We start from the raw sequence: 25,013 nt of genomic DNA, 5'->3' as shown, positions 1-25,013 counted from the left end.
GTGATGCTCTCGACTTGAGGATTATATATGATTTATCATATAAAACCGCACTGGGAGCGGGTTGATCAATTTATATTTGATGGAAGTAAATTCTATATTGCTGATATGCACGCAACCATTGGAGATCGTGCTATTGTTGCGTCAGGCATCGATGCACGCCCGGATGTCGCGGTCGCGAAAGCTGAATCTGAGCTAGCCGAGCGCGTCGCATACCTTAGGCCACCGATAATCCTTGGTAAAACTGAATGGCGATTCCTGGGCGATAAGATCACAATGTTCGTTTGTTCGGACCGCAAGCCGCGCGCATTATTACCTTTAACCAACTTGAATGGGTCTGTATACGTTTATGGAAAAGGGCTTCTTCGAAAGTCGCATGCGTTCGCGGCCCACTTATCCAGGGAATTGGCCGCAAAGAATGCAAGGACCGAATTCATCGAGAGGCACCTGAATAAGCTTATTCGTATGCATTCAATTAAGCGACTCAAGCTTGAAGATCCCCACGGGTCGTCATGGATATATCATGACAAGGGGCTTAATTATTGGCACGTGCTGTCTCATGTGACAATTAATAAGATTTCTGCTTGGGGAAGCGCGGCCTCAGACGTGTCCGTTGACGATGCGCGGCAGAAAGCCCAATTGGAAGCCTGTATGATGGCGCTTTCCAAGATTGATTACGGAGTTCGGGGGAACTCAATTAACGAGTATCAAGGCGAAATCAACGGTCAGTCTCCTTGGAGTATTGAAGTGATCGAACACGAACCGATTATTGTCAACGACTCAACTCGGTTTGTTTTTCAAGCATTGGGGGTGAGCCGGTGAGCTTTGTTCGATCGATTGTCATTTTGGCGGGTAAAATGTGGATAATAGACTATATTACTGGATTGCGATTTTGTTGCACATCAAAAGGCATATATAACGATGTTGAAATGAAATCCCTTGTCAAGGAATTCGATTTTATCGAGGCGTGGCGGCACTGGCATAAAGCCTTTAAGTATGCTGACTATTCCAACTATGATTCGGTCATAAACAGCGACATGGCCGCAAATATCGAAAAGCACAAGGTCGCCACGCAGCCCCCGCTTGTAGCTCGCGGTTCCATCGATTTTGAGAGCGATTTGATCTGGTCAGACGAGCTGGTTAAGCTTCCGGTTCCATTTGTGTATTCTCATGAATTGCTAGCAACAATATCTTCGATCCTGTATGCGGGTTTTGGGGGCCAAAAACTTGCTTCATTTCACCGGGATACTGTCATTTTAAAGAGCGTTCCCTCGGTTGGAGCGCGCCATGGAATTGACGCCTACGTAACGTTTAACCAAAATGAATATTACTATAACTGCGTGCAGCACTCTCTGGTGCACATATCGGGAACGACATGTAATTCAGGGAACGAACGGATAAGCATTTCAATTTGCTTTCGGCCCGAGATATACATGTGGAGATATGAATCTGGCCAATGTTTGTTCGATATATATTACGATATAGGGCATGTTATCGGAAACATGAAACTCGCAGCTCAAATGTTGAACGTCGAGTATGTTATCTTTTACAGTGACGGTGACGATGATAGCTTAATTTCTAAGGTTAAAATTTGCGATTTTGTTATGCCAATATGAGGTAACTGCCCCCCAGATTGTTGATTTCCGCCGAGATTTGACTCAGGATTTCCATTGAGAACTGATGGAGTGGATGCCCCCTCCGACGGCATCGTGATGTGCCAATGTGATGTTTGTTCCATGCCTATCTGGTTTCCTCCCATCCCCACTGGATTTATACCAATCCTCTGAGTGTCAGTCCGAAGACAAGTTGAATCGGATGAATCGCTTGTAATTCAATAGAGGCGGCCTGATTCTCGCGGAGACCGCCGATGTGGACGAATGAAAATCGCACGCGCTACGATCGTAGCAAATTGCGCTACCCGAGCGACCTGACGGACGCGGAATGGGCGCTCGTCGGACCGCTGATCCCACCGGCGAAACGGGGCGGCGGGAAGCGCACGGTCGAGATGCGCTCGATCGTGAACGGCTTGATGTATGTGCTCTCGACCGGCTGCCAATGGCGCGCGATCCCCAAGGATTTGCCGCCCAAGAGCACGGTCCATGGCTATTTCGATCTTTGGACATACGACGGAACGCTCGATCGCATCCATCATGCTCTCTACGTGAAGTGTCGCGAAGCGGCAGGGCGCGAGGCCAGCCCAACAGCCGCGGTCATCGACAGCCAGAGCGTGAAGAGCGCAGAAAAAGGGGGCATCGCATCGATCCGCACGCCTACGATGCAGGAAAAAAGATCAAGGGCAAGAAGCGGCACATTCTCGTCGATACGATAGGCTGTAAGGCTCCGCCGAAGGCCGTCTGGCGATCGGCGCGGCTGGTGTCGATAGTCGCGCGCGTGGCGCGGGGATCGTGTCCACTATCGATGATGGACACTATCTCCGATGATCGAGGCGGATGAAGACGGTGCGGCGGGTTTCAAGGGCCGGCGCCGCAATTGGAAGAAGGACGAGAAGCGCCGCATTGTCGCGGAGAGCTTGGCGGAAGGCGCGTCGGTGGCGGAAGTCGCGCGGCGCTATGGCGTGAACGCGAATCTTCTGTTCACTTGGCGTCGGAGGTTCGCCGCCGGCGATAGCGGCGAGCCGCCAGCGATCTTGCCGGTGACGATCACGTCGACTCCCGCCATGGCGCTCTCGTCGGCGCCGGAGACCATCGGCTGGATGGAGATCACGCTTTCCACGGGCGAGAGGATCAAGGTCGGCGCGGATGTCGACGCCTCGGCCTTGGCGCGCGTGGTCAAGGCGTTGCGTCGATGATCCCGGTCTCGGCGGACGCGCGGGTCTGGCTCGTCACCGGCCATACCGACATGCGCAAGGGCTATGCGAGCCTGGCGCTGATCGTTCAGGAGACGCTGCGCCGCAATCCCAATGGCGGACATTTATTCGTCTTTCGTGGGCGCCGCGGCGATCTGGCAAAAATTCTCTGGCATGATGGCCAGGGCCAATGCCTATTCGTGAAGCGCTTGGAACGCGGGCGCTTTCTATGGCCATCGACTTCGTCCGGCGCAGTGACGATCAGCTCTGCGCAGCTCGGCTATCTTCTTTCCGGCATCGACTGGCGCGCTCCACAATACACATGGCGGCCGGAGGCGGCGGGCTGAGATTTTTCAAGGGATGAGCAGCGATAGGTCTTGCCGGCGCGCGCCTTTGTGATTCGATCGTGACCATGAGCGCCCCTGATTCTCTTCCCGACGATGTCGAGGCTTTGAAGGCGATGCTCCGCGACCAAGATGCGGAGCTGGCGCAGGCGCGTGCGACGGCTTCGAATGCGACCGCTCTGATCGCGCATTTGCAGCTCTCGATCGAGAAGCTTCGACGCGAGCTCTATGGCGTGCGCAGCGAGCGCAAGGCGCGGCTGCTCGAGCAGATGGAGCTCGAGCTCGAGCTCGAGGAGCTCGAGGCCGACGCCGCCGCGGACGATCTCGCCGCCGAACAAAAGGCCGAAGCGGCGAAGACGACAGCGGTTCGCGCCTTCTCGCGAAGAAAGCCGTCACGCCAGCCCTTTCCGGCGCATTTGCCGCGCGAGCGCGTCGCTCTTCCGGGGCCGACGTCATGCGCGTGCTGCGGTGGAACGCGTCTGCACAAGCTCGGCGAGGACGTGACCGAGACGCTGGAGGTCGTTCCGCGGCAATGGAAGGTCGTCCAGCATGTGCGCGAGAAGTTCACCTGCCGCGACTGCGAGAAGGTCAGCCAAGCTCCCGCGCCCTTTCATCCGCTGCCGCGCGGCTTTCTAGGACCGAGCCTGTTGGCGATGATCCTGTTCGAGAAGTACGGACAGCATCAGCCGTTGAATCGACAATCGGTGCGCTATGCGCATGAGGGCGTGGATCTGAGCCTGTCGACGCTCGCCGATCAGGTCGGCCGCTGCGCTCTGCTGCTGCGGCCGCTCTACGATCTCATTCGCGATCATGTTTTCGCCGGCGCGCGCGTGCATGGCGACGAGACGACCGTTCCAGTCCTCGCAAAGGGCAAGACGCGAACCGGGCGATTGTGGACCTACGTGCGCGACGACAAGCCCTTCGGCGGCGCCGATCCGCCGGCGGCGGTCTTTTTCTACTCGCGCGATCGCACCGCCGAGCATCCAGAAAGCCATCTGGCGCATTTTTCCGGCATCCTCCAGGCCGACGCTTATGCCGGCTTCAACCGGCTCTATGCGCCAGAGAGATCGTCAGGGCGGATCATGGAAGCGGCATGCTGGAGCCAGCCGTTAGCCCTCCAACATTGCTGGCTCGCCAGCGTGCTGCGCGGGCACTACGGCTATTTCGGCATGCCGCACAACTGGCGGGTCCTGAACGCATTCCGGCAGGACGTTCGACGAATCTGGTTCAAGTACCTTCGACGGCGCAGCCAGAAGAACCGTCGTATGGGCTGGGATTGGTTCGAAGAAGTGACGGCGCGTCTGCCCCTACCGTTCCCACGCGTCACTCACGCCTGGACGCCAAGGAGGGCCTGATGCGGGTGACTTCCGGGAAGAGCCGGGTGCGGGAAAGCCGCATGCCCGGATCTGTGAGGGCGAAGCCGAATGGCCGAGCTACTCGACCACGATCGCTGTGTACGCTTCGCCGCGGTCGTCGCCTTCCGCGCCGCAACACTCGCCACCAGTCGGGCGCTACCCCTTTCCTGGGCCGGACTTGCTCCGGCTGGAACTCGCCAGCTTCGCCTGGCGCACCTCATCCAGATTGCCGCGGCATATTGTCGCAATGGCTGCCTTGCCGGCTGTCTGAAGCGAGGTATCCTCTTTGGCGAGTTCGACAGGTTCGTCGATGCGGCCAACGTTTTTGGCGAACGACAAGGGCGAATTCCGCAAGGTGACCGGCAGTGCGTTGCTTGCGATTGCTTTCCTTTGACCAGCCAGCGACGATCCCATTTCGCGGTCGGAAAACATCCACCGTGATGGGCGGTGAGCCACTCGAATCTTGACGCCATCGTCAGCGTACCGTAATCGCGTTCAAAGAAAGGTTAGGCTATGCCAAATGGTTGCGAACGGCGGCTTGACGACCGAAGAGAAAAGAAAATGGGAAGTTTGTTAAATCACGTTAATATAGCCTTTGGTGAAGCTGCCGAATCCATAGGATTGAGTGCCGAATACGGTCGCGCCATCCGCGCTGTGCGACCGGAATTGGGAGATTTTCAATGCTCTGGCATCCTTGGTGCCGCTAGAAAATTGAACCGATCCGCAGAAGAGATGGCCGATGAAATGGCGCTCTTTTTGCGATTAAAATGCGGAAACCTCTTTGAAAATGTCACGGTTGTGGCACCCGGCTACATCAATGTGCGAGTCGCGCGGACGACGCTTGCGCGGTTTGTTGCGGAAACTGTCGCCGATCCTAGGCTCGGCATTGGCGTAGTCCCACGAGCGAAATTTTTCTTCATCGATTACGGTGGCCCGAACGTCGCGAAGGCGTTGCATGTGGGACATTTGAGATCTGCTGTAATTGGAGAAAGCCTAAGAAGAATTCTTGGCTTTGCCGGTCATCGCGTGATGACAGACATTCATGTAGGGGACTGGGGTACCCCGATGGGAATGCTCATAGATCAAATTAGACTTGACTTCCCCAACTGGCGCGACCTCGCGAAATCCGACGCCGACTGCAGTGCGCATGGGCTTACCTTTGAAGTATTGCAGCGGCTCTATCCGGTCGCTTCGGCCGCGTGCAAAATTGACCCCACCCGCGCAGAATCGGCACGGCTTACGACGGCGGCTCTCCAAGCTGGGAATGAAGATTATCAAATTCTGTGGCGGCGCATGGTCTCGCTTTCCTTGTCTTCGGCGCTTAGTGAATTTTCGCGGCTAGGCGCGCATTTCGACCTTCTCCTTGGCGAGTCGGACAGCGCCGGCGAAATTCCCGACATGCTTTCTGATCTCGTTGCGCGGAACATCGCTCATTACGACGAAAGGGCGCTAGTCATTCCCCTCCAATCTAAATCGGATCGCTCGAAGCTACCGCCAATGATCGTCGAGAAGGCCGATGGCGCTGCGCTCTACGCGACAACCGATCTGGCGACGATTCTAACGCGCGTGCGAGATTTCAAGCCCGACGCGATCCTTTATGTTGTTGATCAACGGCAATCGCTGCATTTTCGGCAATTGTTCCGCGCGGCGGAAATAGCCGGTTACGTAGAGAAGACGCAATTGTTGCACGTGGCTTTCGGAACCGTCAATGGCCCGGACAACAAGCCGTTCAAAACGCGCGACGGCAGCGTGATGCGTCTGCGTGACCTTCTGGACCTTACCGAAGCTGCCGCTCTCAAACGGCTCGAAAGTTCGGGACACGAGGAAGGCAGTCGTGAAAACCTCGAAGCTATCGCGAAGCAAGTGAGTGTCGCCGCCTTGAAATTCGCGGACCTCTCATCAGATCGGATCTCCGGTTACGTTTTTGATGCAGAGCAAATGACGTCTTTCGAAGGAAAAACCGGGCCTTATATACAGTATGCAGCGGTTCGATCAGCCTCCGTGATTTCGAAGGTGCAACAAAACAGCGCCCAGGACATAATTGTCGAGACCCCCGAAGAACGCAGCCTCATTCTGGCTTGCCTCGCTTTTCCCGAAGCCTTAAGCGACGCAACTGTTCATTTCTCCCCGGATCGCATCGCCTCCTCCGCGTTCGAAATCGCCCAGGCGTTCAATCGGTTTTACGCCGCATGCTCGATTAGGTCGGCTCCTGAAAAAATTCGGGACTCCCGCATCGTGCTAACCACGCTTGCTAGCAAGGTCCTTTGTCTGGCGTTATGGCTCTTGGGCATCGAAACCCCGGAAGCCATGTAAACAAACCCTTGCCGAGGAAAAATGCACACCACCTCCGAAACAGGTCGTATAACAATCCCTTGGCCCTATCTTACTAGGCTTCCAGAGAAGGTAGCCCTGTACAATAGTGACGTAGAATTTAGGTATTCTTTCGGGCTATTATATCAGATGGACCCTAAGGCGCTTAATGAATTCTTGAGCGAGTACGGAATAATTGTCCTGAAGCCAGAAACGTTTTTCGCTAGAAGGGCATTATTAGCGATTTCATTTCTTAAACAACACGGATATGACGTTCGTCACGTGTTATATCTTGAACTCTCTGCCAACATCGCAGCGAACATATGGCGCTATTCTCTAAACATTGCTACAATAGATCGCCTGATTTTACTTTTAGGTGTACTTACTCAGCGCCCTGCATTAGCGATGATAGTTAGGCGAAAGCATAAAGATGAAAGGCCCTGCACCACGTCTCTCTCCAAACTGAAGGGGTCTAGCTTGATCCTTGACCGAGATGAAAATACTTTACGAGGACTGCTGGCGGGGCCAAACCCTTACCTGAATTACGTCCATACTGCGGATGAGCCGGCTGACTTGATTCGCGAACTCCCGACTTGGTTCGGATTCGACAGCGTAAAAAGCGTCGTGACAAATGTATTGGGCAATGAAAGCGTGTCTTTTGATGAAGAACTGAGACATATTTATTCTCAGATCCCTGAATCCGACATGAACCCTGCCCAAGCAGCTCGGCGTATGATAGACCGCTTCCGCGAAGAAGATGGAGACATTGCGGAGCACATCGACTATATTCTTAAAGACGACAACGAATTCATGGATATCAAGTTAGTATTGTCGCACAAATTCAAAGTTAACTACGCCGACACATTTGATTTATACCTAATGCTGAGTGAGTACATCGACCATATTGACCCGACGCGAATACGCTCAGCAGGAAATAAGCTGTCGCACATGCTTTGGTAGCGCCTGAGGGTTCTGTCGCAAATTTGGCTCTGTCGCGAATCTTTCTCGCGGGCCGGCTGGGGCTATGTTCGCAGATTCCATGAGGGCGTAGCGGCGGCCGGGAAGGTATCCTGATAGCCGCAACAGCATCAGGGAACGACATCTCATGGGAAAGACAATTTCATCGGCATTGCCGACGGTCGCCGTGGATTATGACGCGACGCTCATCATGGCTGTGGAAACCAGCAACAAGAGCTGGGTGGAGGCCGCACATGTGCCGGGGCTCGGGCATATCAAGGCCAAGCAGACGATCGACCCGGCGGCGGAAGCGCTGGCGACTTCGATCGAGGGCTACCGTCGCCGCGCCGCAACGTTCGGCAAAGATATCGATCGCGTGATCGTGGTTTATGAGGCTTGGGAATGGCGGCTTCTGGCTGGCGCGCTGTCTCATGGGTAAGCGTTCACCCGGCGCCATTCTGGCGGCGCGTGGCGTGGAAGTGGTAGCGGTTGGACATGGATAGCAACATCTATGTCTACGCCTATGCGCAGAACTGACACGAACCAGTTCATCGAGGTCCGCGCCGAACGTCTCGAAGGAGCGCCGGTCGGAGAACGCCGACGTTGGTCGGAGGACTTCAAGGACCGCGCGATCACCGCGTCGCTGGAGCCCGGCACGAATGTTTCGGCGCTGGCGCGGTCGCTCGATATCACGCCGTCGCAACTTTTCGGGTGGCGACGCGCTGCCGCTCTCCGCGCGGAAAAGATCGAGCGCCAGGCGCCGGCGGAGCCGCGTGCGGCAAAGACGCGGCGCGTGGAGATAGAGCTCGGTGGGGCGGTCGTGCGGGTGAACGCGGATATTTCGGAAGCCGACCTTCGCCGCCTGCTGCGCGCGGTGCGTGAGGCATGATCCCGCCGGGCGCACGGGTGCTGTTGCGGGCGGCGGCGGTGGATTTCCGTAAAGGACCAGAAGGATTGGTTTCCTTGGTTCGGGACGCCGGCGCCGATCCGTTCGACGGTTCCCTCTATGTTTTCCGAGCGAAAAGAGCCGACCGGATCAAGATCGTGTGGTGGGACGGTTCAGGTCTTTGTCTTTTTGCCAAGCGCCTCGAGCATTCGCATTTCTGCTGGCCGACAGCGGGGAGCCACGAGATCCGTCTGAGCTACGCGCAAGTCATGGCGCTGGTCGAAGGGCTCGATTGGAAGCGGGTTCGTGCGGTGGAGGCGCGGGCGCCGCAGAGCGCCGGCTGACCTTAGAAAGACGCGCTGGAAGCGTTGAAAAGTCCATAAAATTCGGGACTTTCAGCGATGAAAGCGGTACCCTGCGCAGCATGATCGAGCGCTTCGGCGAGCTTCCTGACGACGTCGATGAACTGAAGGCGCTGGCGCTCGACGCCTTGGCGCGCGTCGATCGTTCAGAGACCGACGCGCAGGCATTGCGTTCGCAAACATCGAGCCTGACGGCGAAGGTCGAGGATCTCACGCAAACTAATGCGGCGGCGAAAGCTGAGATCGATCGGCTGACCTCGATCATCAAGACGCTTCATCGCGACCGCTTCGGGAAACGTTCCGAAAAGCTCGGCGCCGACGACGCCGAGCAACAGAGCTTCGTGTTCGAGGAACTCGAAACCGGCCTCGCGGCAATCGACGCGCGTTTGGCGGCGAAGGCGGCTTCCAAGCCGCGCAAGGCGCCTCGCGACAAGCCGCGGTTTCCCTCGCATCTGGAGCGGGTCGAGGAAATCCTGGAGCCAGAGATCCCCGAGGAGCTCCAAGGCAAGGAGCGGGTCGAGATCGGGCGGGAGGAGAGCGTCAGGCTCGATGTCGTGCGCGCGCGCTTCCGGCTGATCGTGACGATCCGGCCGAAATACTCCTACAAGGACCCAGCCTCGATCCTGCAAGCGCCGGCGCCCGAGCACATTGTGGAAGTCGGCCTGCCGACGGAAGCGCTGCTCGCGCAAGTCGCGGTGTCGAAATACGCCGATGGGCTGCCGCTCTACCGCCAGGAGGCCATCTATCTTCGCGACGGCGTCGAGCTGGGACGTTCGCTGATGGCGCAATGGATGGGCGCGGTCGGTTTCCACTTCGAGCCGCTGGCGGCGCATGTGCTCGCGCGCATCCGCGAGGGCGAACGGATCTTCGCCGACGAAACGACGCTGCCCACGCTGAGCCCCGGCGCCGGGAAGACCAAGACGTCATGGTTGTGGGCCTATGCGCGGGATGATCGGCCGTTCGGGGGCGCGGGACCGCCGATGGTCGCCTATCGGTTCGAGGAGAGCCGATCCAGCGATTGCGCGGCGCGCCACTTGGGCGACTATCGCGGCATCCTGCAATGCGACGGCTATGCGGGTTATCGCAAGCTCGCGGGCGCTCCGCATTCCAATGGGCTGCGTCTGGCCGGATGCTGGGCTCATCTGCGCCGCCGGTTCTTCGAACTCCACGCCAACGGCGAGTCGATCGTCGCGACGGCGACGGTGGAGCAGATGAAGCTGCTGTGGGCCGTCGAGGAAGAGGTGCGCGGTCAGCCGCCGCAGGCGCGCCTGGCGGCGCGCAGGGCGACGTCGGTCGATATCGTGCAGGCGTTGTTCGATCTCTGGGAGCGCGAGCTGCCGCGCATCTCCGGCAAATCAAAATTGGCCGAGGCGATCCGCTACGCCCGATCGCATCGCGCGGTCCTCGGACTCTTTCTCGACGACGGCCACGTCGAAATCGATTCCAATATCATCGAGCGGGCGATCCGGCCTCAGGCAATTACGCGCAAGAACTCACTATTCGCCGGGTCCGCTGGCGGTGGGCGGACGTGGGCTTCCATCGCCACCATGCTTCAGACTTGCAAAATGAACGGCGTCGATCCCTACGCCTGGGCCCAGCAGACCCTCGAACGAATCGCCAACCGATGGCCCAACAAGAACATCGAGGCGCTCATTCCCTGGAATTTCAAGCCCACCGAGTGAACGGCGCCGGGTATGCGCTTACTCTCATGGCGCGTGGCGTCGACGTTCATGTCATCCAACCGTCGAGCGTTCCCGTTGAACGGCGCAAGCGGAGAGCCTTCTGGCTCCAGTTCCACGGCAGCAATTCATCGAGCGCATCGTCGGCCGAGACGGGGATCTTTGAAAGCGGCTTCGTCTACTTCGCGTTCAGTCCAATGCGGTGCCGGCGCTGATCCCCCCGCTCTCGGACGGGAGAAAGTCTTCGAAAAAGCAGTCTTCGAGCACATGGAGCACCTCGCGCAAGCGATTCGGTGCTCGATAACGAATCACAACAGATTCATCCGATTCAACTTCCTCCATCCCAAAATCAGCCCGCAGAGTCAGCTACCTGTGAGTAATTGAAAGCTACGCCGGAGGGTTACAAAGTATCCCACGATCTTCAAGAACCTCAATGATTGCCTCCATGGTGTTCTCAATCGAACCGTTAGCGTCGATGTCAATGACGTCGCACGCCGAATCGGCGATGCACTCATAGGTCCGTTTGTATAGCTCCACGACCTTGTGGTTCGGGACGACTTCGCGTTGATACCGGTGCATATTGCGAGACAAAACAGTGGCAAGCGGCGCCCGCAGTACCAGCACGACGTTACGAAAGCCGTGGCCCTCCAATGCGCTGGCCAAGAGCTCAAGCGAGCGTTCGGATGCGAATAGGTCGTCGATTAGCAGAACGCCGGTATCGAAGAATAATGTTGAGATGACCGCACGGATAGCCCGGTATTTTGTCTGGAGCTGCCGCTCTTCACCCTGCCATGGATAGGATATATGCGCGAAGGCATCGCCCCAAATATAGAAAAATGGCGTTAAGCCAAGCTTGGAATATAGCAAAGGCTTAAGTAACGCACATATTTCCGATTTCCCAATTCCGGGTGGCCCGGCAACGATAAGCGCAACTTTGTTCATTAACGGGTTCCAGCTTCAAGGGCTTGTAAGCGTTTAGCGGCCAGATAGCGCCACTTTTAACGCAATAACAGGGCGCATTGTGGCGCGTACCGTCGGCCCGTACGCAGCCAGTTAAGGCGAACGTGCTGCTCAATCAGTCCGCCAAGGACGATGTGCGGTAGTCCGAGCGAGCAACATGCTAGGATAGCACATTGAACGCTCATTCCGACTTCCATCACGGCAAACCTATAACCTCGAGCGCCATAGCGTTCGGCGATTGGCAACAGACGGACAGTCCACAAAATCATCCAATGTGCGCCAGTATAATCGACATGAAACACGCGAAAACCATCTTGGACTGGCGCATCCAGAGAGGCGAAATGGTCTATTTCACCGGTAAGTGGATCGAATCGACCGACGCGTTCAATGCTTCCGCGCTTGAGCTCGGCAAGCCACAGCTGCAAAGGATAAAATCCTCCTGCTGATGGAACCGAACGACGGCCGCCGGCAGTATAGCCGTAAGCTAAGCGTAGAATTTCAACGCAATCTGAGATTGCCGCTACGTCACCAGAGAACGCGCGCGACGATTTTCTTTTCGATAAAAGATCGTGAAGCGGTGACGGCCGCGGCATGGCCGCAGCGCATGGATTGGCGCTACTTGGCAGCGGAATCGCAGGACTTTCGTTGAACTCCGTGTAGGCGTCTTCGGTCAGTTTTTGAAGCCACATGGTGAGTCGAGAGGTCCTTCGGGCACTGAAGTAGTTCATTATCAACCTGCCGTAACGAAATATAGAGGCAGATGGTCGAAACTCTCGATAAGAGATTGCATGCGCTCATCTTGCATCGCTGGCGTCATAAAAGTCGCATACTCGTACGCGGTTGCTAGGACTAGATAGTACTGAGCCTGTTCTGCGACGTTAACAAGGAGGTTGCGGTAGCTTCTTCCATGTGGGTATCGCTGCCGATATTTCTCCCAATTGCCAGCTATCAGAAAGGTGAACAGACCCGCGGATGCGCGTTTTTGCCCTATAGCTATTTCGGCGATCTGATCGCGAAACTCTCCCATTTTAACACCAATTAATCGGTGGCTAGAGATGTCGTACTGGTAGATCCCTGCATTGTAGACGTTTTCTCCGTCAACAATATCTTGATAAACTATCATATAAGTTGTCAGGCAGCTGAACGCAGAGTCGTAGGCACCCTCCCGCGTGTCTGCCCGCTCGTACGCGTCCCGAGATTGTCTAGCGTAGCTATTCGCGTGCCAGAGGATAGACGACAGCTTTTCAATTGAAAATCTACCTCTATAAGGTTGAAAGGAGCGACGTGTCATCATGCCCCTCAAAACATCGTCCGGACCCAGGCGCCGTGGATGCGGTAACTTCCAGGAAACGCGGTTCAATTCAGACGAGACGCTCTCTCGAAGGTTATCGGGTAGACCAAAAATCGTTTGCTGATCGTCTCTCCCTCCGACGTCGACTGGATCATCCTGATAAACTATGTCGCGAGTATTAAGATGCAGTATGAGAGCGTCGATCCACCCGTGATCCGCCCAAAACTGAACACCATGTTTTTGGGACGTGATTTGGTCCGAACGAACCAGAACTCTTGCCTCTAAAAATTTCTGGATTTCAATCTCAGCTTGTTCGTGGTCGTAGACGTTCTGCTCAACCAAAAGTCGTTTGATCGCATCTAAGGAAGCCGGCGAATTTGTCGCGATGAGTTCGATCATTCTAAGCATCGCATCGGTTTCGACTTCTAATGAGAGCCCTTCAAGAAGGAGATCGGCGTGAAGGCGATTAGCATTCCGACGAATTTGTAACAGGGGTGTCAACTCATACATCGTCTCGACCCTCCGAGGAAAAAATCACAAATCCAGCCATCACCGATTCCTCTAGCGGGTCTAGCAGCAATAATGATTCGACCATCGACTCCGGTAAGGAATAGCTCGCTGAAAATCTTAGCCCCAACAGGCGAGATCCGATCGAAAGATTCGCTAGGATATGACCAACGTCGAAGTGCATGACGCGGTAACTTCGCGGTTCGTGGTAGCGATGCATGCTGCGCGCAAACCGGCATGTTAAAATAACACCGATTCCCTTCAGTGCTTTTCGGGCACGAGGTAGGATGCAGCAGAGGCTAAAAAGCTGCTCAACAGCGGATCGCTTCAAATCCAAAATATCCAAACGGTGATGCTGAACATTGTAGTGGTAAACACCCCTTTCGATATCCAGATCATCATCGTTCACGACAATATACACCTCGACCGGATGCCGCGCTCCCCCGGAAGGAACTGGCTTGCGGATATGCTCGCCTGTCACCAACATATTTACGGTACCGGTTTGCGCGACAGAGCAATTGATCAAAAAATTGATCTTGTCGAGGTTGATCGGTCTCGATATATTAGGAACACGTCGAGCAAAAGCGGTCGATCCGTCAACTTGACATTCGAAATGGCCTAGCGGGACATCTGTGCTCAATTCCAAAGATGGATCAGATCGAAGCGCCCGATGATAATTTGGAGGAATAGGTTCGTTTCGGAAATTGAACTCCATCATTGCTTCGTCGGCGCGGACTCCTTCTCCCGTGCGATAGTCGAGCTTTTGCAAACGTGCCGTTGCAAGGTGAAACCAAGCCGCCAATTCGATCGATTGAGATGACGTTGACGGGAGGACTGTTAGATAGCGCGAGCTGTCGCGGCGCTCGTCCGGACGAGGAATCAGAAGTCCGACTTCTATAAGAGCTCTTGCCGCAGCCCTGACCAGATCTACGTCGCAACTGGCGTTTTGCGCGACGATTTTTTCAATTTCGACTAAAGGCTTTGGAACGGAAAGCGATATCCAGAAATAATAGAATAGTGAGTATTTAGCTGGCGATGTATCCCAGGCTAATCCGTCATAATATCGGTAAAAATATGCGTTTGCCCCATCGTATCTATAGGTCATAGTATCACAAAAACCGTAATCTGCCTCGTCAGACACAAGAATGCCTCCAAAGAGAAACCCTCTGCAAAAATCCCGACTTAACCGGGGTCAAGTCGGGAGATTCTGACCCGAAAGTCTGATCAGCCGCTCGTAACGCAGCCCTGACGATTGACAGCTACGACGCGAGTAGAGGATTTGCGGATAGCCGCTCGGAAAGCTTCGGTCATCTTTTTCTTGTCTGAAACTCGAACCTTGGTTTCATTTGTGGAGGTCGTTGCACTGGCCTGACGTTGGTTTTTCATAGGAATTTCCTCCGAAGACAAATTGATGTGTGCCTCAAACTGAGTGTGAGACAACCTTACCTACGTAACAAAGTGGATTAACTCTGTCAAGATAGGAGAGTTATGGCTCTCTCGAAATTTTGCGGGTCTAGGTTCCGAACCGCCGGCGATCGCCTTGCGGTCCTTGTATGAGGCGAATTCCATTGAGTTTCGAATGAGATGCACGATGCAGGTCTGCGCGGTCGTCTGCGGAAACACCGTATTGATCGCCTCCGGAAAGCCCTTCATGCCGTCGACAACGGCGATCAGAATGTCGCCGACGCCGCGGTTCTTCAGCCGTTCTTATTCATGACGGGGCTGTTCGAAGGCTGGCGAGCGTAGCATAGACGTTTGAAACGGCGTAGGATTCGGTTGCTTACACCAGCCCTTTCCGCATCCCTCGGCCTGCCACGCCCGCCATGACCGACGATACGTTTCCCGCCTTCTCCTTTCCAGCCGTCCAAGGCAAGAAAGTCACAGCCGCTTTCGATGGCGGACGCATCTCCTCTGACGGCGGCGTCCTGCTGCTCGCCATGGCGGAGCGCCGGCTCGGCGTGGCCGAGCGGCTGGCGCGCTGCTTTCCCGATCGTCGCGATCCCGCGCGCATCACCCACACGTTTGCCGATATGATCCGCGCCCGCATCTTCGCGATCGGCTGCGGCTATGAGGACGCCGACGATCTCGACTTTCTACGCTCCGATCCGGCGTTCAAGCTCGCCTGCGGACGCCTGCCCGACACGGGCCGCGATCTCGCCTCGCAGCCGACGCTGTCGCGGCTCGGGGACCGCGCGGGGGCATTCGGCTTTTTCACCGCTTCGAGGACCGCACTTTCTGGGACGCGTTGGAGGGACAGGAGAGACGAGAGGGGCGTGTCGCCCCGTCGTTCACGGGCCGCCGGTCATGAGCAGCGCCGCCGGCAAGGAACAGAAAAGGTCGGCCTCGGGACAGGCTGCGGCGAAAGCGAGGCGCACGCGGCTCGCGGTCTCGATCACGCGGGCGGCGATTTTCAGCAGCCGCAGGCGCAGCGTCGAGAACTCGGCTTTCGCCAAATCGCGCGGAGCCGGAATGGCGTCGCAGACGCCGAGCATCAGCCAATAGGCGGCGGTGTGCAGGACGAGGCGAACCTGATTGGCGAGCGCCGAACGACACGAGGTTCGGTCGGAGCAAAGCTGCGTCTTGTGAAGCTTGATGAGGTTCTCCGCCTGTCCGCGCGCGCAGTAGAGACTGTCGTAGAGCCATTGCGGCGCGCCATATGGGAGATTGGTGACGACAAAGCGGATATCGAGGCCGAGCCGCGTCGCTTCGATGCGGGCGATCGCGCGCCGTTCCCTGTCCCAGGACTTGGCGCGATGGCGCTTCTCGGCATAGCCGCGCACGACGTCCTTGTCATCGAAGGCACGCTCGACGCGGACAGCGTCCGCCGTCTCGTCGACTTTCTTGGACAGCGGCTTGGTTCCGGGAAGGCCGAAGACGTAATCGACGCCGTGATCTTCACACCAGACCATCGCCTCGGGCCGCGCATAGTGCCCGTCGCCGCGAAACAGGATGCGGGTCACCGGCCAAGACTTGCGAATATGCCGCACGAGCCGGCGCAGATGCGCTCTCACCTCGACGCCGGACGGCGTCTTGCCCGGGCGCAGGATCATGGCGACGGGGCGGCTCTTCTGCGTGTCATAGATATGGATCGGCAGAAAGCAGCGCTCGTCATAATGGGCGTTGAACAGCGACAATTGCTGATGGCCATGCGCGATGTCGCACGTGTCGTCGATGTCGAGCGTGACGGAGGACCGCGGCTCGTCGTAGGAGGCCATCCATTGGTCGACGAGTGCATAGGTCAGGTGGATCACATCGCGCAGGGCTGGCGCGTTCTCGAGCCGCACGGCTCGACGACGCATCGTCATGAATAAGAACGGTCAGCTCGTTCATCACCCGAAGCCAGAATTTGGCGCCCTCCGAGGTCTCGATCCAAAGCCCCAGAATGTCCTTCGTTCCGTCCGGCGTGGCGCCGAGCGCGACATAGACCGCCTTGTTGCGGACCAGGCCCTCATCGCGGATTTTGACGCGCAGGGCGTCGAAGAAAACCAAGGGATACATCGCCTCGAGCGGCCGGTTCTGCCATTCGGCGACGGTCTCCAGCACGGCGTCGGTGACCGTCGAGATCAGATCGGGCGAGACCTCCAGGCCGTAGAGCTCGAGCAAATGACCCTGGATCTCGCGCACCGTCGTGCCGCGCGCATACATCGACACGATTTTCTCGTCGAAGCCAGGGAAAGCGGCGCTGATAGCGCGCGATCAGCTTGGGATCGAAGCTCCCCTCCCGGTCCAGTGGGACCCTGATGTCGATCTTCGACGTCTCGGTCAGCACGGTCTTCTTCGAATAGCCGTTGCGGTGGTTCGCCTTGCCCGCCGCCGTCTCGCTTTCGAGATGGTCGTCCATCTCCGCGTTCAGAACCCGTTCCGCCAACGCCTTCTTCAGCTCATCGAACAGGCCATCCTTGGAAAAAACCTCATTCGGATCGCGTCCCGACAGCAATTGGTCCAGTGTGTCCTTCTTGATTGCCATAGCCCGCCTCCTGCGGTTCTACTATGGCCCCACACACAAGATTCCTGACAGTCCCGTGTTTTTAAACTCATCGCGACACGGTTGACCTTTTCGGACGATCGTCGCGCTGACGCTATCCTCAGCGGAATGCAAACTTGCTCCAGAGCCCGGCTTTTAGCCCGACATGCAACGCGGCGAATGACGCTTGAACGTGTCCGAAGACACCTGTATGTCTTTAAAAAAAGGTATCTGAAGCACCCGCTTGAGCAGTGATAATCTGGGGCGAATGACCGGACAGCTTCGTTTGCCTGCCACGCGGGTTACCTTTTGCCTAGTTTCATCATTAGATAGGAGGTTGATTTTAATGCCAAAATCGTTCGAAATCAAAGCGCCACTGGAGCGCTTCATAGTTTGGTTGTCCGACGTCGAGAGCAGCGGCGCGCCGGATAAAGGACTAGAGCCACATTACGTTCGGTTTGCATTGATCACCGGGTCGTTGGCATTGCCATCGCCCGCTTGCTGCAAACCGAACTGACAGACGATTTGTCTGATCTATTTTGCAAGCTTTCGGCGGAATACACACATGATATTTGGCATTACCAGGCAAAACACGTGGCGTTAAGAAATTTCTTAGCTCAACTTCCCGCGGCTGGGGAAGGTTTTATCCTACTGAAAGGCACCACTGTCGCCCATCTGGCGGACGACCTGTTTTTCGTCGGGTGGTCGGGAGATTCTGATTTAATTCTATCCGATCCCGATGCAAGTCTTTCAATCCCGCGTCTGATTGCCGATGCCCATGAGTATAAAGCTCCGGTTCAACATGAAGTGATCAACGTTCAAGTCAACGGAAATCGCTTTGATTTCCATAAATTTTTCCCCGTTTGGACCAGCGTGGGCGCGTCTCTCGGAATAAATGAATTCCTTCCGGGTACCTCTGTACATTACCATTCTGCGAACGTTGAGTTATGGAAAATTCAATACGAACAGCTTCATGCTCATAGACATCTTTGTACGGCGGAGTGCGCATATCTTGATGTTGCGATGGCTGCTTTCATTCAAATCACACATCTGTACCGTGACCTAATCCGGTTGTTCATTCCATGGCTATATCACCGAACAAGGATAAGGCTCCAGGAGCTTTTATATATACACAAATTATGTAGTTTACCATCATTCGATAAGACCGCGTTTATTCGGCTTACGAATATGTTTGGCGCAGCCGATCAGGTCCACATTGTGGCGAGTTATATCTTCGCGCTCACCCGGGACGATCATTTGTTAAAAATAATTGATGCTCATTCGATTGTCCCTAACATTTATTCAGAACATGATTATGTAGCATACGTCTGGTATGGATTTTCGTTTAAGTTTCGCGTAACTTTGAGCGACTTGCTTTTGGGAAAGCTATCGGCGACATCGATGGTGCGACGTATTCCATGCAACTCTATTTTGCGGGCAAAAGAAGTGCGTTTGTCTTCAGGCGCGGGAGATATTATCCATCTACATGGCAATATCACTAAAGTTGACGTCGCAATATGCTTTTCTGAGACTACGTGGTTCGAAATTTCTATGTATACTAGTGATGCGTTAGCTGCGCCGGTCGCTGCTTTCATTTCCTTTGGAGATCATTGTTTCCAAGTTTCATTCGACGATGCGGCTCGCCATACGACAGGCACCACACACGTAATGCAAAAAAGGCTGGATGTTGAAGAGGATGGGTATCGCGCAGCTTTCGAATTAGGGTATTCATTAGCGAGTGATTCCGCAAGACTTCCGGAGACCGCTGTCGTGGCGATCGGAGAACTTTCCGCTGGACACCGGTTGGTCCGAGGTGCGCTCATTGCGCTTGAGATTGTGACGTAATACGGAATCCGACCGATTGACTCGGGATTGAACGAAGCCGCTATCGCGGCGGGAGCCGCGAGGTCGCGTTATTGGCCTCCTGTTTGAGAGGATTTGGGCGTTGCAACGTAAGCGCACACCCGGCGCCGTTCACTCGGTGGGCTTGAAATTCCAGGGCATGAGCGCCTCGATGTTCTTGTTGGGCCATCGGTTGGCGATTCGTTCGAGGGCCTGCTGCGCCCAGGCGTAGGGATCGACGCCGTTCATTTTGCAAGTCTGAAGCATGGTGGCGATGAAAGCCCACGTCCGCCCAGCGCCAACGGACCCGGCGAATAGTGAGTTCTTGCGCGTGATGGCCTGCGGCCGGATTGCCCGCTCGACGATATTGGAGTCGATTTCGACGCGGCCGTCGTCGAGAAAGAGTCCGAGGACCGCTCGATGCGATCGGGCGTAGCGGATCGCCTCGGCCAATTTCGATTTGCCGGAGATGCGCGGCAGCTGGGACTGTCAGGAATCTTGTGTGTGGGGCCATAGTAGAACCGCAGGAGGCGGGCTATGGCGATCAAGAAGGGCACATTGGACCAATTGCTGTCGGGACGCGATCCGAAGGAGGTTTTTTCCAAGGATGGCTTGTTCGATGAGCTGAAGAAGGCGCTGGCGGAACGGGTTCTGAACGCGGAGATGGACGACCATCTCGAGAGCGAAGCGGCGGCGGGCAAGGCGAACCACCGCAACGGCTATTCGAAGAAGACCGTGCTGACCGAGACGTCGAAGATCGACATCAGGGTCCCGCGGGACCGGGAGGGGAGCTTCGATCCCAAGCTGATCGCGCGCTATCAGCGCCGCTTTCCCGGCTTCGACGAGAAAATCGTGTCGATGTATGCGCGCGGCATGACGGTGCGCGAGATCCAGGGCCATTTGCTCGAGCTCTACGGCCTGGAAGTCTCGCCCGATCTGATCTCGACAGTCACCGACGCCGTGCTGGAGACCGTCGCCGAATGGCAGAACCGGCCGCTCGAGGCGATGTATCCCTTGGTTTTCTTCGACGCGCTGCGCGTCAAAATCCGCGACGAAGGCCTGGTCCGCAACAAGGCCGTCTATGTGGCGCTCGGCGTCACGCCGGACGGAACGAAGGACATTCTGGGGCTTTGGATCGAGACCTCGGAGGGCGCCAAATTCTGGCTTCGGGTGATGAACGAGCTGAAGAACCGCGGCGTCGGCGACATACTGATCGCCGTGGTCGACGGCCTGAAGGGCTTTCCGGAGGCGATCAATGCGGTGTTTCCGCAGACGACCGTGCAGACCTGCATCGTGCATCTCATTCGAAACCCGATGGAATTCGCCTCATACAAGGACCGCAAGGCGATCGCCGCCGCGCTGAAGACGATCTATCGCGCCCCGACCGCCGAGGCGGCCAAAGAGGCGTTGGAGGCCTTCGACGGCGGCCATTGGGGCAAGAAATATCCGTCGATCGCGCAGGGCTGGCGGCGCAATTGGGAGCAGGTCATCCCGTTTTTCGCCTTTCCGATCGCGGTACGGCGGATCATCTACACGACGAACGCCATAGAATCCTTGAACGCGAAGCTGCGGCGCGCCGTGCGGACGAGAGGGCATTTTCCGACTGACGATGCGGCGATGAAGCTCCTCTATCTCGTCTTGCGCCAAGTCGCCGGGGAGTGGAAAATGGCGCCGCGCGAATGGTGCGAGGCGAAAAATCAATTCGCCATCATGTTCGACGATCGCTTCGTCGCGGCGTGATGGAAACCCGGCCCCGCACACAAGATTCCTGACAGTCCCCCAAAGCGTTTTTCCGTCGTGCGTTCGCGCGCCACGGACGGCCGCCGCGCAAAATCACTCTCGACGGATATCAGGCGTCACATCGGGCGGCGCCCGCCATGCGGCGATCACGATCGCCGGCGTCGAACTCATGCATCGCATCAGGAAGGGTCAATTCGCGCTGAGCAGATTTAGAGCCGCCGGGACGACTGCGCCCGAAATCTGGAGTGCGGTGCTCGCTGCTTGATCCTAACGAACTGCCGGACCCATCGCGTAGCTATCGGCAATAATTGCACCGCAACCCGCCAAGAGACTGGATCAGGTCTTTTCCGAACGCGGTCATCTCTTCTTCCTCGCAGCCTTGATCGCCTCGTCGAGCGTCGCGGCGGCCCGATTTCTCGGGGGGCAGATCGGCTTTTCGTTCGTCGGGTAGATCGGCAGCGCGTAAAGCGGGATCAAATCATCGAGAAAAAGTAGACCACCCACGCGCCGCCACGTTTGCCTCTCCCCGGAGCCGTAAATCTCACTTTGCGCACTCCGCCGGTGTTAGGGATCACGGAGCTGGCGAACGGGTTTTCGGCAAGGAAGGAGATGAGTTCGGCCTTCTCATCCGCGTCGAAAAGTTCCTCCGCCTGCCGCGTGAAGGTCGGGGTTTCCGCCGCCGTTTGCATAAAACGACGTAACCCATTGGGTTCGCTATGTCAATAAACCGGGTTCGAGAGCAGGAAGGATCGAACGCCCCCTTTTGTCGAGTCGCCCGGAGGAGTTTCACCCCCGGGCGCTCCCAGAACCGTGCATGAACCTCTCGACTCACACGGCTCCCGATGTTCGGCCGTTGCCATGACATAGATGCCAGTGGGCGAAGAGCTCGGGGTTCGCCCGACGTAGCCGGTCGAACCAATCTCGCGCCCCTTTGGTCTGATGCCGCATCCGCTTGAACTTGCGGCGCGCCCATCGAATGACCGAAGCAGCTTGCGGTGGCTTGAGATCAGCACCTGATTGCCGAACTCGAAGGGCCCTCCTTCATCTCTCGTACAGTTGAGCGCCACCGATACTCGCGACGGCGCGCTCGTGACACACGACCCCTTGCAGACCTGTCGCGCCGATAGGCCCAACGTCGGGTTACGCCGAAAGGCGACATTCCCGGGCCGGGCGTCATGTAGCGGCTGCCGGATGTCCCTCCGTCGTGTTGCCGTTCTGCAAATGGAGAAGATGTTTTCGCTTATGCTGACGCCAATCGGGGCCTCGCGCCAGGCATTCGAACGGGCTGGCGAACCACAGAAATTTGTGACGCTACCCTGGGGTCATTTCGTTCCCTATAGCGAGAACTTCGCCCAGTCCGATCCAGCGGCGCGCGACGAGTTTTGCATCTCTAGTGGCCCACGTCTCCACTTGATCCTCGTCTGGCTTAGCCGGCTCAAATTGGTCTTTCAGACGCTGGAAGGTGTCGGGAGCGATTTAAAGGCTTCCGTTACCGGAGAGGAGAGAATTTTTCGGGGGTGAGCAATACCGTCTCCACGCAGGAGAGCCAAGCGATGTCGAAACCCGCCATGTCCGCCTTGAACAGATCGCTGGCCATATAGCGATCCGAGGCCGCCTTGGAATCGACGCCTTCGGGATAGTCGACGAGCGCGACGACTTTCGCCGGATCGCTCGCGACGGTAAACACGCCATGCGTGACGATCCCGAAGACTTTCAGGCTTTCGATATGCTTGATCCAAATCTTGCGATAGGCCGTGGCGGCCTCGGCGGACTTCAGCGTGTAGATGCGCATTTCATAGGTCTTCATGGATTTTCTCCGCTCGATGCCGCGTGATCGGATGCTCGCTACGACATCGGTCCAGGCCATGGCGGCAACGCCTCGTCGCTCGACTGGCGGCCACCGGGCGGCGGAAACGCCGACTCGTCTCCCCGGACGCTCGTTTGCGGAGCAGGTCGAGCCTGCCGAGCTCCCTTGCTCAAGGCGCGACCCTCGAATAGCCGGCGATCAATTCCTGCATGATGACGCTCGCCGGCAAGATGGCGTCGAGCAGCCCGAGATTCTGGCCGACGACGAGGCTGCCGTTCTCGACGTCGCCGTCGACGGCCGCCCCGCGCAAGACGCCACGACCGATCTCGCGGATGCGCTCCGCGGCCTCTTCGGGCGGCAGTTCCCGTTCGAGGCGCAGCATTTCATCCGTCAGCCGGTTGCGGATGCCGCGCACCCCGTCGCCGGCGCTGACGCCGGTCAGAACGGTGTCGCCTTCCCCGGCGGCGACGATGGCGTTCTTGTAGTTGGCGTGGATCGGGCATTCCTCGGCCACCAGGAAGCGGCTTCCGACCTCGACGCCGGCGGCGCCGAGCATGAACGAAGCGGCGACGCCGCGTCCATCGGCGACGCCGCTCGAATTGATCACGGGGATGGAAACGGCGTCGACCACCTGAGGGATCAAAGTGAACGTGCCGGTGAAGCCGAAGATGTGACCGCCGCCGTCGTACCCCTTGACCGACACGAAATCGACCCCTGCCGCTTCGAACACTTTGGCTTCCGACACCGAGGACGCCTTGCCGATCGTCGCGGCGCCGTGGCTCCTGAGCGCTTCGACGTAACGCGGAAGCGTGTCGAAATAGGCGGGGAACGTCTCGATCTCGACGACCCTGATTCCTTGGCGCAGGGTGATTTCCAGCAGCTTGTCGGCGTCGGGCAGGCAGGTGATGATGTTGACGCCGAAGGGCGCCTCCGTCAGGGCCCGAGCCGCGCGGATCTCGGCCTCGAAGACGGCCGGCGGGCAGAAGCCGAGCCCCATGATCCCCAGCCCGCCGGCGTTGGAAACGCTCGCGGCGAGCCTGCTGTCCGACGCCCAGGCCATCGGCCCTTGCAGGATCGGATAGCGAATGCCGAGCTTGTCGCAGACAACATTGCTCATGATCCCCTCTCGCCTAGCCTGACGACGGCGTCGTTTGTGGGATTTGACGGGCGCGCGCAGTGTGTCTCCGCGTCGCGACCCTCTCTTCGGAAACATCGCGCCCCGTCTAAGTGAACGGGTTGGTTTTCTATTTTCATCGCAAAAGGCTATCAATATCCAACCTAACCGTCAACTAGTGAACGATGTCGTTCAGTTACAGATATAGAATGAGGATCGCAATGGCGGAGCCCGGCAGGCCGAAAGTCAGGACGAGAGGACCGCGTACGGTCGAGCGCATCGTCGAGGCGGCTCACCGGCTGTTTCTCAGCCGGGGCTTCGCCGAAACGACGATGGAGGCGATCGCCCAGGAAGCCGGCGTCAGCAAGGCGACGCTCTATGCGCATTATGGCAGCCGGGATGAACTGTTCACGGCTGTGATCTGGTCGGCCGGCGACCGGTTTTCATCCGGCCTGGTGTCAGGGCTGACGGGCGCCGCGGATTTGAGAAGCAAAATGGAGCGTCTCGCCGGAGCGGTGCTCGATCTCTTGCTGTCGCCCGACGTGGTGGCCACGAACCGGATCGTCGCAGCCGAGGCCCGGCGCTTTCCCGAACTCGGCAAGCTCTTTTACGAGAACGGGCCGGACAGGCTGATGGCGCGACTGGCGGAGGTGTTCGAAACCGCAATGGCGGCGGGCTCGCTCCGCCGGTCCGCTCCCCGCGACGTCGCCAAGCATTTCATCGGCCTGATCCGTGGCGACCTTCAGTTGCGGGCCATGCTCGGCGACGAGTCGGCATTGTCGGCGACCGAGCGCAACCGCGCGATCGCCACCGGAGTTGGCGTTTTTCTCGCCGCCTATGCTCCGGCGGAGCCTTTCCGAGAGAGCTGATCGTCGACGGCCAGGCCCCCATCGGCCGCTTGTCGGTCCGCCGCCGCTGCGCGGCGGGCGTTGAACGATCTCGGACCTCGAGAGAGGCTGCCGTCGAGACCGGCGGCAGCGCCCGCTGATCCGAGCCGACCAGCGTCGAACAACCTTGGCGTTTCCGACCTGCCGCGATAGCGCGAACTTGCCCGTGTTTTCTAGCGCCGAGGCTCTTGACCCGACAGCCCAT

At 57.3% G+C, this 25,013-nt stretch carries 22 protein-coding genes and 7 pseudogenes; 17 read left to right on the top strand and 12 right to left on the bottom strand.

All coding sequences use genetic code 11. From position 1 onward, the window contains the following. Window positions 1–27 precede the first annotated feature (27 nt). The 13 genes and pseudogenes from IY145_RS00620 to tnpC (IY145_RS00560) all read left to right on the top strand — a co-directional run bounded on the left by IY145_RS00620 (window position 28) and on the right by tnpC (IY145_RS00560) (window position 10,699). The gene (locus tag IY145_RS00620) at window positions 28–819 is read left to right on the top strand and encodes a hypothetical protein (protein ID WP_196406472.1); all 792 of its coding nucleotides are present in this window, start codon (window positions 28–30) and stop codon (window positions 817–819) included. Between the two features lie 107 nt (window positions 820–926). Next, window positions 927–1,613 carry a hypothetical protein gene (locus IY145_RS00615; protein ID WP_196406471.1) on the top strand — a complete coding sequence of 229 codons (687 nt, stop codon included), beginning with the start codon at window positions 927–929 and terminating at the stop codon, window positions 1,611–1,613. Between the two features lie 251 nt (window positions 1,614–1,864). Further along, a pseudogene (locus tag IY145_RS00610) lies at window positions 1,865–2,328 on the top strand (IS5 family transposase); the annotation flags it as partial. Window positions 2,329–2,434: 106 nt separating this feature from the next. After that, window positions 2,435–2,806, top strand: coding sequence for an IS66-like element accessory protein TnpA (gene tnpA, locus IY145_RS26100; RefSeq protein WP_196406470.1), 372 nt, complete (start codon window positions 2,435–2,437; stop codon window positions 2,804–2,806). Continuing rightward, window positions 2,803–3,150 (top strand): IS66 family insertion sequence element accessory protein TnpB, encoded by a 348-nt coding sequence (gene tnpB / locus IY145_RS00600; protein ID WP_196406469.1) that lies wholly within the window; start codon window positions 2,803–2,805, stop codon window positions 3,148–3,150. The genes tnpA and tnpB (IY145_RS00600) overlap by 4 nt, the downstream gene beginning before the upstream one ends. Window positions 3,151–3,215: 65 nt before the next feature. Next, window positions 3,216–4,250, top strand: a pseudogene (tnpC, locus tag IY145_RS00595) (IS66 family transposase); the annotation flags it as partial. Between the two features lie 321 nt (window positions 4,251–4,571). Further along, window positions 4,572–4,943: a hypothetical protein gene (locus IY145_RS00590; RefSeq protein WP_196406467.1), complete on the top strand. Its 372-nt coding sequence runs from the start codon at window positions 4,572–4,574 to the stop codon at window positions 4,941–4,943. 120 nt (window positions 4,944–5,063) lie between these two features. Then, window positions 5,064–6,815 (top strand): arginine--tRNA ligase, encoded by a 1,752-nt coding sequence (gene argS / locus IY145_RS00585; protein WP_196406466.1) that lies wholly within the window; start codon window positions 5,064–5,066, stop codon window positions 6,813–6,815. Window positions 6,816–6,836: 21 nt separating this feature from the next. Then, entirely contained in the window at window positions 6,837–7,772 is a 936-nt protein-coding gene (locus IY145_RS00580) for a nucleoside-diphosphate kinase (RefSeq protein WP_196406465.1), read from the top strand. A gap of 145 nt (window positions 7,773–7,917) precedes the next feature. Further along, complete coding sequence (locus tag IY145_RS00575) at window positions 7,918–8,208, top strand: hypothetical protein (RefSeq protein WP_196406464.1); 291 nt, start codon at window positions 7,918–7,920, stop codon at window positions 8,206–8,208. 72 nt (window positions 8,209–8,280) lie between these two features. Continuing rightward, the gene (locus tag IY145_RS00570) at window positions 8,281–8,658 is read left to right on the top strand and encodes a transposase (protein WP_003613712.1); all 378 of its coding nucleotides are present in this window, start codon (window positions 8,281–8,283) and stop codon (window positions 8,656–8,658) included. Continuing rightward, entirely contained in the window at window positions 8,655–8,999 is a 345-nt protein-coding gene (gene tnpB / locus IY145_RS00565; protein ID WP_159289363.1) for an IS66 family insertion sequence element accessory protein TnpB, read from the top strand. Before IY145_RS00570 ends, tnpB (IY145_RS00565) begins: the two co-directional genes overlap by 4 nt. A gap of 80 nt (window positions 9,000–9,079) precedes the next feature. Then, the gene (gene tnpC, locus IY145_RS00560) at window positions 9,080–10,699 is read left to right on the top strand and encodes an IS66 family transposase (protein WP_196406463.1); all 1,620 of its coding nucleotides are present in this window, start codon (window positions 9,080–9,082) and stop codon (window positions 10,697–10,699) included. A gap of 384 nt (window positions 10,700–11,083) precedes the next feature. On the opposite strand, the gene IY145_RS00555 is transcribed toward tnpC (IY145_RS00560), so the two are convergent. From IY145_RS00555 to IY145_RS00530, 6 genes and pseudogenes are all read right to left on the bottom strand, one after another. After that, complete coding sequence (locus IY145_RS00555) at window positions 11,084–11,638, bottom strand: hypothetical protein (RefSeq protein ID WP_196406462.1); 555 nt, start codon at window positions 11,636–11,638, stop codon at window positions 11,084–11,086. A gap of 56 nt (window positions 11,639–11,694) precedes the next feature. Continuing rightward, the gene (locus IY145_RS00550) at window positions 11,695–12,384 is read right to left on the bottom strand and encodes a nitroreductase family protein (RefSeq protein WP_196406461.1); all 690 of its coding nucleotides are present in this window, start codon (window positions 12,382–12,384) and stop codon (window positions 11,695–11,697) included. 2 nt (window positions 12,385–12,386) lie between these two features. After that, window positions 12,387–13,457 carry a hypothetical protein gene (locus IY145_RS00545; protein WP_196406460.1) on the bottom strand — a complete coding sequence of 357 codons (1,071 nt, stop codon included), beginning with the start codon at window positions 13,455–13,457 and terminating at the stop codon, window positions 12,387–12,389. Beyond that, window positions 13,450–14,595 carry a SagB/ThcOx family dehydrogenase gene (locus tag IY145_RS26270; RefSeq protein WP_196406459.1) on the bottom strand — a complete coding sequence of 382 codons (1,146 nt, stop codon included), beginning with the start codon at window positions 14,593–14,595 and terminating at the stop codon, window positions 13,450–13,452. The genes IY145_RS00545 and IY145_RS26270 overlap by 8 nt, the downstream gene beginning before the upstream one ends. An 83-nt stretch (window positions 14,596–14,678) precedes the next feature. Then, window positions 14,679–14,840 carry a hypothetical protein gene (locus tag IY145_RS00535; RefSeq protein ID WP_196406458.1) on the bottom strand — a complete coding sequence of 54 codons (162 nt, stop codon included), beginning with the start codon at window positions 14,838–14,840 and terminating at the stop codon, window positions 14,679–14,681. A 144-nt stretch (window positions 14,841–14,984) separates the two neighbouring features. After that, a pseudogene (locus IY145_RS00530) lies at window positions 14,985–15,155 on the bottom strand (transposase); the annotation flags it as partial. Window positions 15,156–15,277: 122 nt separating this feature from the next. Here IY145_RS00530 and IY145_RS00525 point away from each other — a divergent pair. After that, window positions 15,278–15,637, top strand: a pseudogene (locus IY145_RS00525) (transposase); the annotation flags it as partial. Between the two features lie 105 nt (window positions 15,638–15,742). On the opposite strand, the pseudogene IY145_RS00520 reads toward IY145_RS00525, so the two are convergent. Then, window positions 15,743–16,735, bottom strand: a pseudogene (locus tag IY145_RS00520) (IS1380 family transposase); the annotation flags it as partial. A gap of 37 nt (window positions 16,736–16,772) precedes the next feature. Continuing rightward, window positions 16,773–17,421, bottom strand: a pseudogene (locus IY145_RS00515) (IS256 family transposase); the annotation flags it as partial. Window positions 17,422–17,916: 495 nt separating this feature from the next. On the opposite strand from IY145_RS00515, the gene IY145_RS00510 reads away from it, so the two are divergent. Further along, complete coding sequence (locus tag IY145_RS00510) at window positions 17,917–19,263, top strand: hypothetical protein (protein ID WP_196406457.1); 1,347 nt, start codon at window positions 17,917–17,919, stop codon at window positions 19,261–19,263. 129 nt (window positions 19,264–19,392) lie between these two features. Here the strand turns inward: IY145_RS00510 and IY145_RS00505 are convergent. Further along, a pseudogene (locus IY145_RS00505) lies at window positions 19,393–19,749 on the bottom strand (transposase); the annotation flags it as partial. Between the two features lie 48 nt (window positions 19,750–19,797). Here IY145_RS00505 and IY145_RS00500 point away from each other — a divergent pair. After that, window positions 19,798–21,000 (top strand): IS256 family transposase, encoded by a 1,203-nt coding sequence (locus IY145_RS00500; protein WP_196406422.1) that lies wholly within the window; start codon window positions 19,798–19,800, stop codon window positions 20,998–21,000. A gap of 473 nt (window positions 21,001–21,473) precedes the next feature. On the opposite strand, the gene IY145_RS00495 is transcribed toward IY145_RS00500, so the two are convergent. From IY145_RS00495 to IY145_RS00485, 3 genes are all read right to left on the bottom strand, one after another. Then, on the bottom strand, window positions 21,474–21,689 hold the full coding sequence (locus IY145_RS00495; RefSeq protein ID WP_210332566.1) for an addiction module toxin RelE: 216 nt from the start codon (window positions 21,687–21,689) through the stop codon (window positions 21,474–21,476). An 800-nt stretch (window positions 21,690–22,489) separates the two neighbouring features. Beyond that, window positions 22,490–22,807 (bottom strand): NIPSNAP family protein, encoded by a 318-nt coding sequence (locus IY145_RS00490; RefSeq protein ID WP_196406456.1) that lies wholly within the window; start codon window positions 22,805–22,807, stop codon window positions 22,490–22,492. A 169-nt stretch (window positions 22,808–22,976) separates the two neighbouring features. Further along, window positions 22,977–23,924 (bottom strand): nitronate monooxygenase family protein, encoded by a 948-nt coding sequence (locus tag IY145_RS00485; protein WP_196406455.1) that lies wholly within the window; start codon window positions 23,922–23,924, stop codon window positions 22,977–22,979. Between the two features lie 182 nt (window positions 23,925–24,106). Here IY145_RS00485 and IY145_RS00480 point away from each other — a divergent pair, with 182 nt between their 5' ends. Continuing rightward, window positions 24,107–24,790, top strand: coding sequence for a TetR/AcrR family transcriptional regulator (locus IY145_RS00480; protein WP_312030523.1), 684 nt, complete (start codon window positions 24,107–24,109; stop codon window positions 24,788–24,790). The last annotated feature ends 223 nt before the right edge of the window (window positions 24,791–25,013 follow it).

Source organism: Methylosinus sp. H3A (genome assembly GCF_015709455.1).
Classification (GTDB): Bacteria; Pseudomonadota; Alphaproteobacteria; order Rhizobiales; family Beijerinckiaceae; genus Methylosinus.
Note: the sequence above shows the minus strand (reverse complement) of the source record. Positions and strands in the feature narration are given on the sequence as shown.